General features: G+C 71.9%; 15 protein-coding genes. 11 read left to right on the forward strand and 4 right to left on the reverse strand.

The features are described 5' to 3' along the window. Positions 1-108 precede the first annotated feature (108 nt). Entirely contained in the window at positions 109-486 is a 378-nt protein-coding gene (locus tag AB0F29_RS24215; protein WP_361875457.1) for a peptidase inhibitor family I36 protein, read from the reverse strand. A gap of 218 nt (positions 487-704) precedes the next feature. Here AB0F29_RS24215 and AB0F29_RS24220 point away from each other — a divergent pair, with 218 nt between their 5' ends. After that, complete coding sequence (locus tag AB0F29_RS24220; protein WP_361875460.1) at positions 705-1,106, forward strand: hypothetical protein; 402 nt, start codon at positions 705-707, stop codon at positions 1,104-1,106. Positions 1,107-1,175: 69 nt separating this feature from the next. Next, positions 1,176-1,634, forward strand: coding sequence for a hypothetical protein (locus AB0F29_RS24225; RefSeq protein WP_361875462.1), 459 nt, complete (start codon positions 1,176-1,178; stop codon positions 1,632-1,634). Positions 1,635-1,840: 206 nt separating this feature from the next. On the opposite strand, the gene AB0F29_RS24230 is transcribed toward AB0F29_RS24225, so the two are convergent. Beyond that, positions 1,841-2,839, reverse strand: a complete 999-nt coding sequence (locus tag AB0F29_RS24230; RefSeq protein ID WP_361875465.1) for an EamA family transporter — start codon at positions 2,837-2,839, stop codon at positions 1,841-1,843. Between the two features lie 230 nt (positions 2,840-3,069). Between AB0F29_RS24230 and AB0F29_RS24235 the strand changes: the two genes are divergently transcribed. Then, complete coding sequence (locus tag AB0F29_RS24235) at positions 3,070-3,960, forward strand: LysR family transcriptional regulator (protein WP_361875468.1); 891 nt, start codon at positions 3,070-3,072, stop codon at positions 3,958-3,960. A gap of 15 nt (positions 3,961-3,975) precedes the next feature. Here AB0F29_RS24235 and AB0F29_RS24240 read toward each other — a convergent pair whose 3' ends face one another. After that, positions 3,976-6,828 (reverse strand): FAD-binding and (Fe-S)-binding domain-containing protein, encoded by a 2,853-nt coding sequence (locus tag AB0F29_RS24240; protein ID WP_361875775.1) that lies wholly within the window; start codon positions 6,826-6,828, stop codon positions 3,976-3,978. A gap of 400 nt (positions 6,829-7,228) precedes the next feature. On the opposite strand from AB0F29_RS24240, the gene AB0F29_RS24245 reads away from it, so the two are divergent. The 8 genes from AB0F29_RS24245 to AB0F29_RS24280 all read left to right on the forward strand — a co-directional run bounded on the left by AB0F29_RS24245 (position 7,229) and on the right by AB0F29_RS24280 (position 14,710). Further along, a complete protein-coding gene (locus AB0F29_RS24245; protein ID WP_361875470.1) occupies positions 7,229-8,803 on the forward strand; it encodes an ATP-binding protein in 1,575 nt (524 codons plus the stop codon). Continuing rightward, a complete protein-coding gene (locus AB0F29_RS24250; RefSeq protein ID WP_030709614.1) occupies positions 8,800-9,219 on the forward strand; it encodes a roadblock/LC7 domain-containing protein in 420 nt (139 codons plus the stop codon). Before AB0F29_RS24245 ends, AB0F29_RS24250 begins: the two co-directional genes overlap by 4 nt. Next, a complete protein-coding gene (locus AB0F29_RS24255) occupies positions 9,216-9,587 on the forward strand; it encodes a DUF742 domain-containing protein (RefSeq protein ID WP_003967208.1) in 372 nt (123 codons plus the stop codon). The genes AB0F29_RS24250 and AB0F29_RS24255 overlap by 4 nt, the downstream gene beginning before the upstream one ends. Continuing rightward, a complete protein-coding gene (locus AB0F29_RS24260; protein ID WP_047178089.1) occupies positions 9,568-10,212 on the forward strand; it encodes an ATP/GTP-binding protein in 645 nt (214 codons plus the stop codon). Before AB0F29_RS24255 ends, AB0F29_RS24260 begins: the two co-directional genes overlap by 20 nt. Then, the gene (locus AB0F29_RS24265) at positions 10,209-11,471 is read left to right on the forward strand and encodes a cytochrome P450 (protein WP_361875475.1); all 1,263 of its coding nucleotides are present in this window, start codon (positions 10,209-10,211) and stop codon (positions 11,469-11,471) included. The genes AB0F29_RS24260 and AB0F29_RS24265 overlap by 4 nt, the downstream gene beginning before the upstream one ends. Beyond that, entirely contained in the window at positions 11,468-12,697 is a 1,230-nt protein-coding gene (locus AB0F29_RS24270; RefSeq protein ID WP_361875478.1) for a cytochrome P450, read from the forward strand. Before AB0F29_RS24265 ends, AB0F29_RS24270 begins: the two co-directional genes overlap by 4 nt. Positions 12,698-12,793: 96 nt before the next feature. Beyond that, on the forward strand, positions 12,794-13,912 hold the full coding sequence (serC, locus tag AB0F29_RS24275) for a phosphoserine transaminase (protein ID WP_361875481.1): 1,119 nt from the start codon (positions 12,794-12,796) through the stop codon (positions 13,910-13,912). Positions 13,913-14,098: 186 nt separating this feature from the next. Next, positions 14,099-14,710, forward strand: a complete 612-nt coding sequence (locus AB0F29_RS24280) for a Uma2 family endonuclease (protein ID WP_361875484.1) — start codon at positions 14,099-14,101, stop codon at positions 14,708-14,710. Between the two features lie 23 nt (positions 14,711-14,733). On the opposite strand, the gene AB0F29_RS24285 is transcribed toward AB0F29_RS24280, so the two are convergent. Continuing rightward, on the reverse strand, positions 14,734-15,201 hold the full coding sequence (locus AB0F29_RS24285) for an Asp23/Gls24 family envelope stress response protein (RefSeq protein WP_361875777.1): 468 nt from the start codon (positions 15,199-15,201) through the stop codon (positions 14,734-14,736). Between the last annotated feature and the right edge of the window lie 39 nt (positions 15,202-15,240).

A 15,240-nucleotide genomic window follows, 5' to 3' on the forward strand; every position in this document is an offset into this window, starting at 1 on the left:
TGGCGACGATTGCCACGTTCTTGCCCACGTGAATGGTTCTTCCTCTTCTACGCGAGTGGGGCAGCCGGTTGTCCGGCCGCCCCACGGGTCACCTCACCTCAACCACCGTCAACAGGCCGTGCGAGAACTGTACTTTCGGGCCGAGCTTGCCTCGTCGGAGTCCTGGAAGCTGAAGCTGCGGTTGCTGGTGTTGTTGTGGATGCACACACGGCGGCCCACGTAGCTGGTGTCCGTCCACCAGGCGGAGTCGTAGGTGTAGTTGCTGTAGTACGAGTCGGCCTGGTCGTTGAACCCGTACGAGCTCATGTGAGATATCGCGGTGGTGCTGTTGGTCAGGGTGACCTGACCGCCTCGGTAGTCGTCGTCCCTGTACAGGCAGACGAAGCCCGTCGTCTCACAGCCGGCCGGAGCAGCACTGGCGATTCCGGTCCCGCCGATGATCAATGCCGCTCCGATGAGTGCTGCCCCCACCAGGTTTCGCTTCATTAAAGTCTTCTCCTTTTATACGGAAGCATGGCCTTCGCACGATACGGAACGGGGCATGGGAAAATGCAAAGGAACGCAAGCGCCTTTCCCCGAGCCATAGTTGTACCGACGCCGAATGTATATGCCAGCCTGATCGACCCATAGACCTTCGTGATCTTTGGCTGATTTCCGGGGCGCGAGGGGAGTGAATTCAGGCAGGAGGGCGGCAGAAGAAGTGGATGTCGCGCTGGTACGAGGGAGAGGAAGCACAGGGCCGTGGTGCTGCCGCCGCCGGTGGCGGTGCAGACCAGGACACGCGGGGATTCGGCGCCCAGGTCAACGGCGATGGCCCGGCTGGTGGTGCTGATGCCGATCAGCGTGGTCCCTTCGGGCATCACCTCGATCCGCTGGCACGCTCTCCGGGACGAGGAAGATTGTGTCGGCCGGACCGGGCCCGGTCCGGTCCGGTCGACACGGCCGAATCGGCATCAGTCTTTTTCGGCCTGGTCGGTAGCGCCCCACGCGGCGGCTTCGGTCTCGCTCAGCGGTGGATCGTCGCGTCGCTGGTGTTCGTCGCCGCCTTCTCGGTGTTCTGCGGGGTGGCCTCGGTCGACGACCGTCCTTCTCGGTGGGCCCGCTGAGCGCCGCCGTGAACCCGCTCGGCATGATCGGGCTGTTCTTCATCCCGGCCGCCGGCTGCCAGCGACCGCATGCGGGCACGGGGCCTGTCGGACGAGCACGTGCTGATCGACCTGGGCGCCGGCTACACCGAGCTGGACTGCGTCTTACGCAGCTCGTACGGCTTCCGGGGCCGGTACGTGCCGGCCGATGTCTGGCTGGACGGCACGTTCGACCTGCTCACCTGGGAACCACCGCGTCCCTTCCACTGGTACGCGGCCCTGGAGGTCATCGAGCACCAGGGACACCCGCGCTCTCTCGTCGAGCGGCTGAAGGAATGGGCGGTCGAGGGCTTCGTCCTGACCACACCCAACAAGAATGTGGTGGACGTCTTTGCACAGGACCCCACCCATTTGTCGGCTCTCGACGAGAAAAATCTTCAGGGTTGGAGACTGGAAACATCCCTGCACAACTTCTACGGCCACTACCAGGACGGCATCTGCGCCGTATGGACTCGACGAATGAAGGGCGGTCATGACTCTCAACGGTAAGAAGGTCCTGGTCTTCGGTGTCCTCACCGAGCCTTCGATGGGCTTCCAGATCGCGAAATCCGTGATGGATCGCGGCGGCGACGTCATCGTGGCGAACGCCCCGGGCGGGCCGAGCAGCATCATGAAACGGATCGCGAACCGTCTGCCGCGCCTGAGCAGCCGGCAGGGACAGGGGAGCCCACGGCGGAGCACATCACCGCCACGGCTCACCCCTCGCGGCGCGGGCCTGTCCGGCTGCGCACCGCGCCGACGCTGGCACCGATGACCAGGGCGATGGCGAGGGCGTCCGTGGTGGAGAGGGCCTGGTCCAGGATCAGGAAGCCCGCGCCGGCGGCGATGGCCGGCTCCAGGCTCATCATCACGGCGAACGTGGGCGCGGGCAGCCGGCGCAGCGCCATCAGCTCCAGGGTGTACGGGAGGACCGAGCTGAGGAGGGCCACCGCCGCGCCGAGCGCCACGGTGGACGGGACCGTGAGCTTCGCGCCGGACTCGATGATGCCCAGGGGCAGCGAGAGGACCGCGGCGACCACCATCGCCAGCGCCAGCCCGTCCGCCTGCGGGAAGCGGCGGCCGGTGCGGGCGCTGAACACGATGTACGCCGCCCACATCGCCCCGGCCCCCAGGGCGTACGCCGCGCCCACCGGGTCGAGGCGGTCGAAGCCGCCGCCGCCCAGCAGGACGACGCCTGCGAGGGCGAGGCCCGCCCACACGAGGTTGATCAGGCGGCGCGAGGCGAACACCGAGAGGGCCAGCGGGCCGAGCACCTCCAGCGTGACGGCGATGCCGAGCGGGATCCGGTCCAGCGCCTGGTAGAAGAGCGTGTTCATGCCGCCCATGGCGACGCCGAAGGCGAGCACCGTGCCCCAGTCGGCACGCGAGTGGCCGCGCAGCTTCGGGCGGCAGATCACCAGCAGGATCAGTGCGGCGGCCGCCAGCCGCAGGGTGACGACGCCCAGCGCGCCCGCCTTCGGCATCAGGAGCGCCGCGACGGCCGAGCCGAACTGGACGGACAGGCCGCCGGCGACCACCAGCACGATCGGCGTCAGCGCCGCCCGGCGGTCGGCCCCGGGCCGCCCGGCGGGCGTGCCCGCGCCCAGGCCCCCCTGGGCGTCCGCACCCGCCCCGGCGCCTTCGAGTGCCGGCACCGCTTCGGGTACGGCGACGGCTGCGGCGGCCGGTTCGGCGGCGCTGCGCTGGTCGTTCACGGGGGACCTTCCGAGGGAACAGAGAACGGGGAGCGGGGAACGGGGAGCAGGGAACAGGGGCAAGACAGATCAGTCCACTGTAATGGACCGGGGAGTACGGCAAGACGTACTGTTCCGCCTACGGCGGGACGTCAGGGCGTACTGCGTCGTCGATGGGGGCGTCCCTTCACCGTAGGGACCCCCGCGCGTTCCGTGAAATGCCGATCAAGCTCCCGTTATGCTCCCCACGCATGAACGAAGCGCCCCCCACCGGCCGCCCCGTGGAACTCCGGCATCTGCGGGCCTTCCTCGCGGTCGCCGAAGAGTTGAACATCACGCGTGCCGCCGCCCGCCTCCGGCTCACCCAGCCCGCCGTGTCCCGCACCCTCGCTGCGCTGGAGCGGCACCTGGGGGTCCGGCTCGTCGACCGTTCCACCCACCACCTCGCCCTGACCCCCGACGGCGTCGCCTTCCGTGACAAGGCCGCCGCCGCGGTCGCCGCCTTCGACGAGGCCCTCGACCCCGGCCGGCTGCGCACCTGGCCGCTGCGGCTCGGGCACGCCTGGTCCGCCTTCGGGCCGTACACCACGCCGCTGCTGCGGGCCTGGCAGGAGCGCCACCCGGGCACCCCGCTGGAGCTGCTCCGGATCGACGACCGCACCGCCGGCCTGACCCGGGGCGAGGTCGACGCGGCGTTGCTGCGGGGGCCCGTGGACGCGCCGGGGCTCATCGCCGAGGTGCTGTTCACCGAGGTCCGGGTGGCGGCGGTGACCGCGGACGGGCCGCTCGCGGGGCGGGCCTCGCTCGCCCTCGCCGATCTCGCGGGAGGCCCCGTCGTCCTGAACACCGTCTCCGGCACCACCACCGCCGGCCTGTGGCCGCCCCACGCCCGGCCGGCCACCACCGTCACCGTCGGGAACACCGACGACTGGCTCACCGCGATCGCCGCCGGCCGCGGCAGCGGGGTGTCGACCGCCTCGACCGCGACCCTGCACCCGCACGCGGGGGTCGTCTACGTCCCGCTCGACGACGCCCCGGGCGTCCCGGTCCTCCTCGCCCGCCGCGACGCCCCCGGCCACCCCGCCCTGCCGGAGCTGGCCGCGCTGGCCCGCGAGATCGTCGCCCGGGGCGCGCCGCGCTGAGCCCCGGGCCGGGCCCTACGCGCCGCCCCCCGGCCCCTCGTCGACGGCCGTCGCAGCCGCCTCCTCGATGGCCTCCGCGACGACCTCCGCCAGGTGCCGGGCCCGCCGCCCGGCCAGCTGGTCGAGCTGCGTACGGCAGGAGAAGCCGTCCGCGAGGAGTTCCGTACCGGGTTCCGCGTTCCGTACGGCGGGGAGCAGCCGCTCCTCCGCGCAGGCGACGGACACTTCCCAGTGGCCCTTCTCGAAGCCGAAGTTCCCGGCGAGTCCGCAGCAGCCGCCGCTGAGGTCGCCGGTGAGGCCCATCCGTTCGCGCAGCCCGCGTTCCGCCGCGTCGCCGAGGACCGCGTGCTGGTGGCAGTGCGTCTGGCCGGCGGCCGGGCGGTCCAGGCGGGGCGGAGTCCAGTCGGGGGCGTACTCCTCCAGGTACTGGGCGAACGTCCGTACCGAAGCGGCCAGTTCGGCGGCGCGCGGGTCGTCGGGGAGGAGTTCGGGCAGGTCGGTGCGGAGCGTCGCGGCGCAGCTCGGTTCGAGGACGACGAGCGGGTGGCCCGGCGGGAGGCGGAGCCGGTCCAGGGTGCGGCGCATCACGCGGCGGGCCGCGTCGAGCTGCCCCGTCGACACGTAGGTGAGGCCGCAGCACAGACCACGCGGGGGTGGCAGCACCGTGCGCCCCGTCGCCTCCTCCAGGACCCGGACCGCCGCCCGGCCCACCTGCGGGGAGAGGTGCTCGGTGAAGGTGTCCGCCCAGAGCGCCACCACCCGGTCCGCGGAGAGACCCCGGGTCTCCTTCCCCCGGCGGCGGCGCAGCCACCGGCTGTACGTCTGGGTCGCGAGCACCGGGATCGTGCGCTCGGGCGCGATCCCGGCCAGCCGTTTCGCGAGCGCGGCGAGGGGGCGCAGCCGGGCCAGTGCGTTGAGGGGACGGGCGAAGGGGGCGGCGAGGCGCAGCCACTGCGGCAGGCGGCCCATCGCGTAGTGGGCGGCGGGCCGGAGCCGGCCCCGGTAGTGGTGGTGCAGGAACTCCGCCTTGTACGTGGCCATGTCGACGCCCACGGGGCAGTCGCTGCGGCAGCCCTTGCAGGAGAGGCACAGGTCGAGCGCGTCCCGGACCTCCTCGCTGCGCCAGCCGTCCGTGATGACCTCGCCCGCGAGCATCTCGTGGAGCAGCCGGGCCCGGCCCCGGGTGGAGTGGGCCTCCTCGCCGGTCGCCCGGAAGGACGGGCACATGACGCCCGCGCCGCTCGCCTCGGTCGTCCGGCACTTGGCGACGCCGACGCAGCGGCGGACGGCTCCCGCGAAGTCCCCGCCGTCCTGCGGGTAGCCGAACTCCACGTCCACCGGGCGTTTCGGGAGGACGGCGAAGCGAAGGTTCTCGTCGAGGCGGGCCGGGCGGGCGAGGATGCCGGGGTTCAGGCCGCCCTCCGGGTCCCACAGGTCCTTGAACCGGTGGAAGAGGGCGACGAGTTCGTCCCCGTACATCCGGGGCAGCAGTTCCGCGCGCGCCTGGCCGTCGCCGTGCTCGCCGCTGAGGGAGCCGCCGTGCGCGACGACGAGAGAGGCCGTCTCCTCGGAGAACCGGCGGAAGCGGGCCACCCCGGCGTCGGTCATCAGGTCGAAGTCGATGCGGACGTGGACGCAGCCGTCGCCGAAGTGGCCGTACGGGGCGCCGCGCAGGCCGTGTTCGGCGAGGAGGGCCCGGAAGTCGCGGAGGTACGCGCCGAGCCGGGCGGGCGGCACCGCGCAGTCCTCCCACCCGGGCCAGGCCTCGGTGCCGTCGGGCATCCGGGTCGCGGTTCCGGCGGCGTCCTCGCGGATCCGCCACAGGGCCCGCTGCCCGGCCGGGTCCGTGACGACCGCCCCGTCCACCGCGCCGGCGCCCCGCAGGACGCGTTCGGCGTGCGCCCTCGCCTCGGCCGGGGTGTCGCCGCCGGTCTCGACGAACAGCCAGGCGGCCCCGCGCGGCAGCCCGGCGGACCGGGTGACGAGGTCGGCGGCCATGCCCTCGACGGTGAGCGGCCGGTACGGGAGGAGGCCCGGGGCGGCGTCGGCGGCGGCGGACTCGTCGGCGTACCCGAGGACCGCCAGGGCGCGGGCGCGCGGGGCCTCGACCAGGCGGACGGTGGCCTCGGTGACGACGCCGAGGGTGCCCTCGCTGCCGCAGAACGCCCGGACCGGGTCGGGGCCGCCGGGGTGTTCGGGGAGCAGGGCGTCGAGCGCGTACCCGGAGATGCGGCGCGGGAGGTCGGGGTAGCCGGTGCGCAGGAGGGCGAGATGGGCGGCGACGAGCGCTCCGACGCCCTCGGGCCCCTCGCCGTTCCCCTGTTCCAGGTGCAGGGCCTCGCCCCCGTACCGGACGACCGACAGCTTCCGCACGTTGTCCGCCGTCGTGCCCCAGGCCACCGAGTGGGCGCCGCAGGAGTTGTTGCCGATCATCCCGCCGAGGGTGCAGCGGCTGTGGGTGGAGGGGTCGGGGCCGAAGGTCAGGCCGTGGGGTGCGGCGGCGGCCCGCAGGTCGTCGAGGATCACGCCGGGCTGGACGACGGCGGTGCGGGCGGCTGGGTCCAGGTCGAGGATCGTGCGCAGATGGCGGGTGAGGTCGAGGACGAGTCCGGTGCCGGTGGCCTGTCCTGCGATGGAGGTGCCGCCGCCGCGCGCCACCACCGGCACCCCGTGTTCGCGGCAGACGGCCAGGGCGGCGGCGATGTCGTCGGCGTCGCGCGGGGCGAGCACACCGAGCGGAACCCGGCGGTAGTTGGAGGCGTCCATCGTCGTCAGCGCCCGTGCGGCGGCCCCGAAATCGCTCGTGCCGCGTACGGCGGAGCGGAGCGCCGCGACGAAAGCCGGGGGCACGGCGGTGTCCGGACGCATGGTGGTGTCCGGGGCGATGTCGGTATGCGGTCGATGCTGTTCGGCCATGGTCTCAGCATGCCGTCGCGTCAGGTGAACTCTTGGGATGCGCCAGGATCAAAGCACGTAAGCAGTACAAAAAAGCCCACAAGATCTTCCCAAACAGACCGTCAAGTCTCCTATAGTGACCAAGACTTGCGCAGGAATTGGCAGCTCCAGTTGTGCCGGATCGCCTATAACCGTGCCGAACTGTCCTGAATTCGACTGGTCGATTTCACCCGGTTCGCACCACTTGAACCACTTTGTGCCACTTGCCTCGCACCACCCGCTCCGTCTCGCTCCGCCTCGCACCACCCGCACCGCCTCGCACCACCCGCTCCGCCTCATACCGTCCCGCACCGTCCGCCACCGAGGACTCCGATTGCGCCCCTCACACCGGCCCACCGCACTCGCCCTGCTGATCTCGGCAGCCGCAACCGGCACGCTGACCCTGTGGGGCGTCGCCGCGGCCCCTGACGCGGTACGGACTCCGCTGGCCTGGGGCGCGGGCGCAGCCGCCGTGCTGCTGAGCGTCTGCGTGGCCGTCACCGTCCACACCCTGGGGACCGCGCGGACCCTGCGCGCCCTGCGGGCCGCCGACGCCCAGCGGTTCACCGCCGAGACCTCGCGCCTGGTCTCCGCCTCCGCCGTCGAGGCCCAGCGCTTCACCGCGGAGACCGCCCGGATCAAGGGCGCCGCCTCCGCCGAGACCGCCCGGGTCGTCGCCGACGCCCGCGCCGAGAACGAGCGGATCGCCGCGGCCGCCGCCGCCGAGCAGGGCCGGCTGGCCGTCTCCGTCGACCGGCTGACCGCCCGTGCCACCCGTGCCGAGACCGAGCGCTCCGCGGCCGTCGCCGCCTGCGCCAACGCGGCGGGCCGGATGCAGGCCCTGGCCACCAGCATGCTGGCCGACCTCCGCGAGATGGAGCACCGGCACTCCGACGAGTCCGTCCTCGGGGACCTGCTCCACCTGGACCACCGCACCGCCCAGGCGGGCCGCCTCGCCGACTCCATCGCCGTGCTGACCGGGGCCCGCTCCGGCCGGCGCTGGGCGAAGCCGATCGTCATGGAGTCGATCCTGCGCGGCGCGATGGGCCGGATCGGCAGCTACCAGCGGGTCCGCCTGCACTCCACCAGCGATGTCGCCATCGCCGGCCACGCGGCCGAGGGCGTCATGCACGCGCTCGCCGAACTCCTCGACAACGCTGCCAACTTCTCGCCGCCCACCGCCGAGGTCCACGTGTACGTGGAGGAGGTCCCGGCGGGCATCGTCATCACCGTCGAGGACAGCGGGCTCGTCATGAGCGAGGTGCAGCTGCGCCGCGCCGAGAAGGCGGTCTCCGCCGACCACCAGGACCTCACCAACCTCTCCGGCACCCGACTCGGGCTCGCCGTCGTCGGCAGGCTGGCCCGCAAGCACGGACTGACCGTCTCCTTCCGGCCGTCCGCCCGGGGCGGCACCGGCGCGCTGATGATGCTCCCCCAGGACCTCATCTCCCGCTCGCCCGCACCGGCCCCGACAGTCCCGGCCCAGGCGGTCGCCGCCCCGGCAGCCGCCCCGGCAGCCCTCACCACCCCCGCCGAGCCGGAGCCCTCGCACGCCTCGGCCGCCGGAACGGACACCGCCGACGCCGCCCCCGCGGCCCGGTCCCTTCCCGAGGACGACGCCTCCACGCCCCTGACCCCGGCGGCGGAGTCGGAGCCCTCGGGCTCTTCGGTGGATTCGGCGTCCGAGTCCACGGGCGCCGTGCCCGCGTTCGGCGAGAGCGGCCTGCCCAAGCGCCGCCGCGGCCGCACGCTGGCCGCCGCCGAGGCCCGTACCGGCAACGCCACCCCCGGCGAAGCCGACACCCCCCGGGCCCGCACCACCGACCCGAAGGTCCAGGCCGCGCGCTTCAGCACCTTCAGCAAGGCGGTACGGGCCAACTCCACGCACCCGGAAGGCAACACCCGATGACCGCGACCACCGACGAGAAGCTCAACTGGCTGCTGGAGGGGCTGCTCGACCGCACCCCCGGTACCCGCCACGCCCTCGTCCTCTCCCGCGACGGCCTCAAGCTGTGCCGCACCCCCGAGCTCTCCGTCGACCAGGCCGACCAGCTGGCCGCGATCTCCGCCGGGATCCAGAGCCTCTCGCACGGAGCGTCCATCGAGTTCGGCGACGGAACCGGCGGCGTACGGTCCGCGATGGCCGAGTTCTACGGCGGCGTGCTGTTCATCGTCGAGGCGGGGGCCGGGGCCCACCTGGCCGTCGTCGCCGACGAGGACTCCGACGTGGGCCTCGTCGGCCACAACATGAGCGAGCTCGTCGAGCAGCTCGGCGAACACCTCGTCGCGCCGCCGCGCGAACCCGCCGAAGCCCCGGCCGTATGACGACGGCACCCCGCCCCCGGCCGGGCCGCGACGAGGACCCGGACCGGCTGTACACCCTCACCGGGGGCCGCAGCCGCTCCGACTCCGCCGCGTTCGACCTGGTGACACTCGTCGTCGCCGAGTGCGACCCGGCCCCCGGGATGCAGTCCGAGCACGTCGCGATCCTGCGGATGTGCCAGGGCCCCACCGCCGTCGTCGAGATAGCCGCGACCCTGAACCTGCCGGTCAGCATCGTCCGCATCATGCTGTGCGACCTGCTCGACACCGGCCGGATCAGCGCCCGCCACCCCCGTACAGCCCGTGTCGCGGACCGGCTCCCCGACCCCGACATCCTGGAACAGGTGCTCGTTGGACTCCGCAACCTCTGACCGCGCCGCCCTGAGCGCGACGGCCGACAACGGACTGAAGATCGTTGTCGTCGGCGGCTTCGGGGTCGGCAAGACCACGATGGTCCGATCCGTGAGCGAGATCCGTCCGCTCAACACGGAGGAGACCATGACCCGCGCGGGCGAGGCCGTCGACCACCTCGACGGCATCCAGGCCAAGTCGTCCACCACCGTGGCGTTCGACTTCGGCCGGATCACGCTCGACGCACGCTCCGTGCTGTACCTCTTCGGCGCACCCGGACAGGAGCGCTTCTGGTTCCTGTGGGACCGGCTGTTCTCCGGCACGCTCGGCGCGGTCGTCCTCGTCGACACCCGGCGGCTCGCCGACTCCTGGTACGCCATCGACCGCCTGGAGCACCACGGCACACCGTTCATCGTGGCGTGCAACGACTTCGGCGGGCCGCTCCACAGCGAGCAGCAGATCCGCGAGGCCCTGGACCTCTCGGAGGACGTGCCGCTGGTGGAGTGCGACGCGCGCGACCGCTCGTCCAGCAAGTACGTGCTCATCACGCTCGTCGAACACCTCGCCGCGCTCTCCGCCGCCCGCCTCCGCGCCCCCGAGGCGGCCCTGGCGGCGGCCGGCCCGACCCCGGAGCCCGCCCCGTGACCCCTGTCTCCGGCTGCCCCGTCACCCACGGGTCCGTCCCCCTGTCCGGGCCCCGCTTCCAGAGCGACCCCGTCCAGCTCTACCGGGACATGCGGCGCGACCACGGGGCGATCGCCCCGGTCGTCCTCGACGGCTCCGTGCCGGCCTGGCTCGTCCTCGGCTACCGCGAACTGCACCAGGTCACCGGCGACCCGGTTCTCTTCAGCCGGGACTCCGACCTGTGGAACCAGTGGGACCGCATCCCCGACGACTGGCCGCTGCTGCCGATGATCGGGCGCAAGCAGCCCTCGATCCTCTACACGGTCGGCGAGCGCCACAGCGTCCGCGCCATGATGATCAGCAACGCGCTGGAGGGCGTCGACCCGTTCTCCCTGAAGCGGTACGCGGAGGAGTTCGCGGACGAGCTGATCGACCGGTTCTGCACCAAGGGCTCGGTCGACATCATCGCGGAGTACGCCAAGCTGCTGCCCGCCCTCGTACTGGCCAGGATCTACGGCTTCTCCGACGAGGAGGCGTATCCGCTGGTCGGCGCGATCAACGACATGATCGACGGCCGGGAGCGGGCGCTCGCCGGACAGCAGCACCTCGCCACGTCGATGTTCCGGCTGTTGGCCGACAAGCACGCCGAGCCCGGTGACGACGTCGCCAGCCGGATGCTCGCCGACCCCGGCGGCTTCACCGACGAGGAGGTCGCCCAGGACCTCATGGTGATGATGGCGGCCGGCCACCAGCCGACCGCCGACTGGATGGGCAACTCGCTGCGCCTCATGCTCACCGACGACCGGTTCGCCGCCTCCCTCTCGGGCGGCCGGCACAGCGTCGCCGAGGCGATGAACGAGGTCCTCTGGGAGGACACCCCCACCCAGAACGTGGCCGGCCGCTGGGCCGCCCGCGACACCCACCTCGGCGGCCGCCACATCCGCGCCGGCGACCTGCTGCTCCTCGGCCTCGCCGCCGCCAACGGCGACCCGCAGGTGCGCACCGACGGCTCGACGCTGACCGGCGGCAACAACGCCTTCCTCTCCTTCGGCCACGGCGAGCACCGCTGCCCGTTCCCGGCCCAGGAGACCGCCGAGGTCATCGCCCGTACCGGCATCGAGGTCCTCCTCGACCGGCTGCCCGACGTGGACCTCGCCGTCCCCGCCGAGCAGCTCACCCGCCGCCCCTCGCCGTGGCTGCGCGGGCTGACCGACCTGCCGGTGCTCTTCACACCCACCCCCGCCGTCGGAAGACCCGGAAGCTTCGGAGGCCCCGCATGACCCGCATCGCGCTCGACCCGTTCGTCACCGACCTCGACGGCGAGAGCGCCGCGCTGCGGGCCGCCGGCCCACTGGCCGAGGTGGAGCTGCCCGGCGGTGTACACGTGTACGCGGTCACCCGCCACGCGGAGGCCCGCGCGCTCCTCACCGACAGCCGCCTGGTCAAGGACATCAACGTCTGGAACGCCTGGCAGCGCGGCGAGATACCCATGGACTGGCCGCTGATCGGCCTGGCCAACCCGGGCCGCTCGATGCTGACGGTCGACGGGGCGGACCACCGCCGTCTCCGTACGCTGGTGGCGCAGGCGCTCACAGTAAAGAGGGTGGAGCGGCTGCGCGCCGGGATCGAGGCGCTGACGAACGCGAGCCTGGAGAGGCTGGCGGCCCTCCCCGCCGGACAGCCGGTCGACCTGAAGGCCGAGTTCGCCTATCCGCTCCCCATGAACGTGATCAGCGAGCTGATGGGCGTGGACGCGGCGGACCACCCCCGGCTGAAGGAGCTGTTCGAGAAGTTCTTCTCGACGCAGACGCCGCCGGAGGAGGTCCCGCGGATGATGGCGGACCTCGGGGCCCTCTTCACGAAGATCGTCGACTCCAAGCGGGCGAACCCGGGCGACGACCTGACCAGCGCCCTGATCGCGGCCTCCGAGGACGGCGACCACCTCTCCGACGAGGAGATCGTCAACACGTTGCAACTGATCATCGCCGCCGGGCACGAGACCACGATCAGCCTGATCGTCAACGTCGTGGAGGCGCTGGCCACCCACCCCGAGCAGCGCGAGAAGGTGCTGAAGGGGGAGCTCGGGTGGGACGGCGTGATCGAGGAGACGCTGCGCTGGAACACCCCGACCTCGCACGTGCTGATCCGCTTCGCGACGGAGGACGTCGAGGTCGGCGACAAGGTCCTGCCGAAGGGCGAGGGGCTGATCGTCTCGTTCGGCGCGCTGGGCCGCGACGAGGAGCAGTACGGCCCGACGGCCGGCGAGTTCGACGCCGCCCGCACCCCGAACCGCCACATCGCCTTCGGCCACGGCCCGCACATCTGCCCGGGTGCGGCGCTCTCCCGCCTGGAGGCGGGCATCGCGCTCCCGGCGCTGTACGAGCGGTTCCCGGAACTGGACCTGGCGGTGCCGGCCGCCGAGTTGCGCAACAAGCCGATCGTGACCCAGAACGACCTGCACGAACTGCCGGTGGAGCTGGGCTGTCCGTTCGGCCACGCTTCCTGATCGCCCGTCGTGGGTGACGTCCACGGGCCGGAGCGCGCGTCTCATCCGACGGACACGGTTGCTGAGCCGTGCCACCGAGGGACTACGCTCCGTCCCGTGGCCGACATCCAGATTCCCGCTGACATCAAGCCCGCCGACGGACGCTTCGGCGCCGGTCCTTCCAAGGTGCGGACGGAGGCGCTCGACGCGCTGGCCGCCACCGGCACCTCCCTCCTCGGTACGTCCCACCGCCAGGCCCCGGTCAAGAACCTGGTCGGCGAGGTACGGGACGGCGTGCGCAGCCTCTTCTCCCTCCCCGAGGGTTACGAGGTCGTCCTCGGCAACGGCGGCTCCACCGCCTTCTGGGACGTCGCGACGCACGGACTGATCGAGTCGAAGTCCCAGCACCTGAACTTCGGCGAGTTCTCGTCGAAGTTCGCCAAGGCCGCGAAGCTCGCGCCCTGGCTGTCCGACCCCACCGTCATCGCCTCCGACCCGGGCACCCACCCGGACCCGAAGGCCGAGGCGGGCGTCGATGTCTACGCCTTCACCCACAACGAGACCTCCACCGGTGTCGCGGCCCCGGTCAAGCGCGTCGCGGGCGCCGACGAGGGCGCCCTCGTCCTGGTGGACGCCACCTCCGGTGCGGGCGGCCTGCCGGTCGACATCACCGAGTCCGACGTCTACTACTTCGCCCCGCAGAAGTCCTTCGCCTCCGACGGCGGCCTGTGGATCGCCGTGTTCTCCCCGGCCGCCCTGGAGCGCGCCGCCCGGATCCACGCCTCGGGCCGGCACATCCCGGAGTTCTTCTCGCTGCCCACGGCGATCGACAACTCCCTCAAGAACCAGACGTACAACACCCCGGCGCTCTCCACCCTCTTCCTGCTGAACGAGCAGCTGAAGTGGATGAACACCCAGGGCGGCCTGGACTTCACGACGGGCCGCACGGCGGCTTCGTCGGGCCACCTCTACGACTGGGCCGACGCGTCGAAGTACGCCACCCCGTTCGTCACGGACCCGGCGAAGCGCTCGCAGGTCATCGGCACGATCGACTTCGCGGACGAGATCGACGCGGCGGCCGTCGCCAAGGTGCTGCGCGCCAACGGCATCGTGGACACCGAGCCGTACCGCAAGCTGGGCCGCAACCAGCTGCGCGTGGCGATGTTCCCGGCGATCGACCCGGCGGACGTGCAGGCGCTGACGGCGTGCGTCGACTACGTGATCGAGAAGCTGTAGCTCCTACCGGCTCAAGCTCCTACCGGCTCACGGCTCGACGGCTGTACGGAGACGGCCCGGCACCCACGCGGTGTGCCGGGTCGTTTCTGCTTCACTCGACCGGGTGGCATATGCCAGAAGCGCGATCGCGGCCCACTCCGCCCTACGATGATGTTCTCGACACCAGCCCATTCCAGGAGGCCCGCAATGTCTGCAGCAGCAGTCGAGCACCCCTGTGACGATGAGCCGGAAACGCTGCTGGAAACGGCCAACCGTCTCATGGAGCAGCTTCCGGGGCATCGCGTCGAGATCATCGGAGGCCTCGTCACCGTGGCACCACCCCCGGACGGCCCGCATGCCAAAGCCCTGACCGCACTCATGGTCCCCTTCCTCTCCGCCGGTCTGCACAGCGAGGAGTCGAATGTCCTCCAGGGCATCGGCCTCTGGCTACCCAGTGGCCCCGAGGACTACGTGATCCCCGACCTGGCGATCGTGGACGCCGACTTCGACGAGCACCTGATCGAAAACAACTGCTACGACCCCGCCTGCTTCCGCCTGGTCCTGGAGGTTACCTCCGGGAACTACCAGACCGACCTGCGCCACAAGGTCACCGCCTACGCCCAGGCCAAGATCCCGGTCTACGTGATCGTCGACCGCAAGCACGGCCGCGTCCACGTCCTGACCGAACCGCTCCCCGGCGGCTACGACCGCCACGAGGTCTACGCCCCCGGCCAGCAGGCCCCGCTCCCCGCCTCGATCGGCGCCGAAGTCTCCCTGGACGTCGACGGGATCGTGCGCGCGGGCCGCTCGAAACGCTGAGGGCGCGGGTCCCCGGTCCGGGCTCACCGCACGCGGGAACCGCCTCTTCCGGAATCGGCGTCGTCCGAGTCGTCCTCGTCGTCCTCACCCGGGATGTGCACGTCGAAGACGTTGATGTTGATCTCGACGACCTCCAGACCGGTCATCGTCTCCACGGCGTCGACGACGTTCGCGCGGATCCGGTCGGCCAGCTCATGGATCGGAACGCCGTACTCCACCTCGACGTCGACATCGATCGCCGTCTGTTTCTCGCCCACCTCGACCTTCACGGTCCGGCCCCTGCCCGAGGACCCGGACACCCTGCTCGTCACCGCGCCCAGCGCCTTCGACGCGCCCTTGCCCACCGAGTGAACGCCCTCGGTCTCGCGGATGGCGATCTCCGCGATGGTGGCCACGACGCCGTCGGCGATGGTGGTCCTGCCCCGCACGCCGCTTCCCTGATTCCCGCCGCTCGCCGCCGGGTTTCCGCTCCGAGATTCGATGTCGACCATGTCCGCCTCGCAGAGAGTGATGGCCACGGGCGCTCCTCC

Source organism: Streptomyces sp. NPDC026589, from assembly GCF_040638385.1.
GTDB lineage: Bacteria > Actinomycetota > Actinomycetes > Streptomycetales > Streptomycetaceae > Streptomyces.

Excerpts from the sequence above, each read along its gene's own strand:
- AB0F29_RS24215 (WP_361875457.1), bottom strand. The coding sequence starts at position 486 with ATGAAGCGAAACCTGGTGGGGGCAGCACTCATCGGAGCGGCATTGATC.
- AB0F29_RS24220 (WP_361875460.1), top strand. The coding sequence starts at position 705 with ATGTCGCGCTGGTACGAGGGAGAGGAAGCACAGGGCCGTGGTGCTGCC.
- AB0F29_RS24225 (WP_361875462.1), top strand. The coding sequence starts at position 1,176 with ATGCGGGCACGGGGCCTGTCGGACGAGCACGTGCTGATCGACCTGGGC.
- AB0F29_RS24235 (WP_361875468.1), top strand. The coding sequence starts at position 3,070 with ATGAACGAAGCGCCCCCCACCGGCCGCCCCGTGGAACTCCGGCATCTG.
- AB0F29_RS24240 (WP_361875775.1), bottom strand. The coding sequence starts at position 6,828 with ATGCGTCCGGACACCGCCGTGCCCCCGGCTTTCGTCGCGGCGCTCCGC.
- AB0F29_RS24250 (WP_030709614.1), top strand. The coding sequence starts at position 8,800 with ATGACCGCGACCACCGACGAGAAGCTCAACTGGCTGCTGGAGGGGCTG.
- AB0F29_RS24255 (WP_003967208.1), top strand. The coding sequence starts at position 9,216 with ATGACGACGGCACCCCGCCCCCGGCCGGGCCGCGACGAGGACCCGGAC.
- AB0F29_RS24270 (WP_361875478.1), top strand. The coding sequence starts at position 11,468 with ATGACCCGCATCGCGCTCGACCCGTTCGTCACCGACCTCGACGGCGAG.
- AB0F29_RS24280 (WP_361875484.1), top strand. The coding sequence starts at position 14,099 with ATGTCTGCAGCAGCAGTCGAGCACCCCTGTGACGATGAGCCGGAAACG.
- AB0F29_RS24285 (WP_361875777.1), bottom strand. The coding sequence starts at position 15,201 with ATGGTCGACATCGAATCTCGGAGCGGAAACCCGGCGGCGAGCGGCGGG.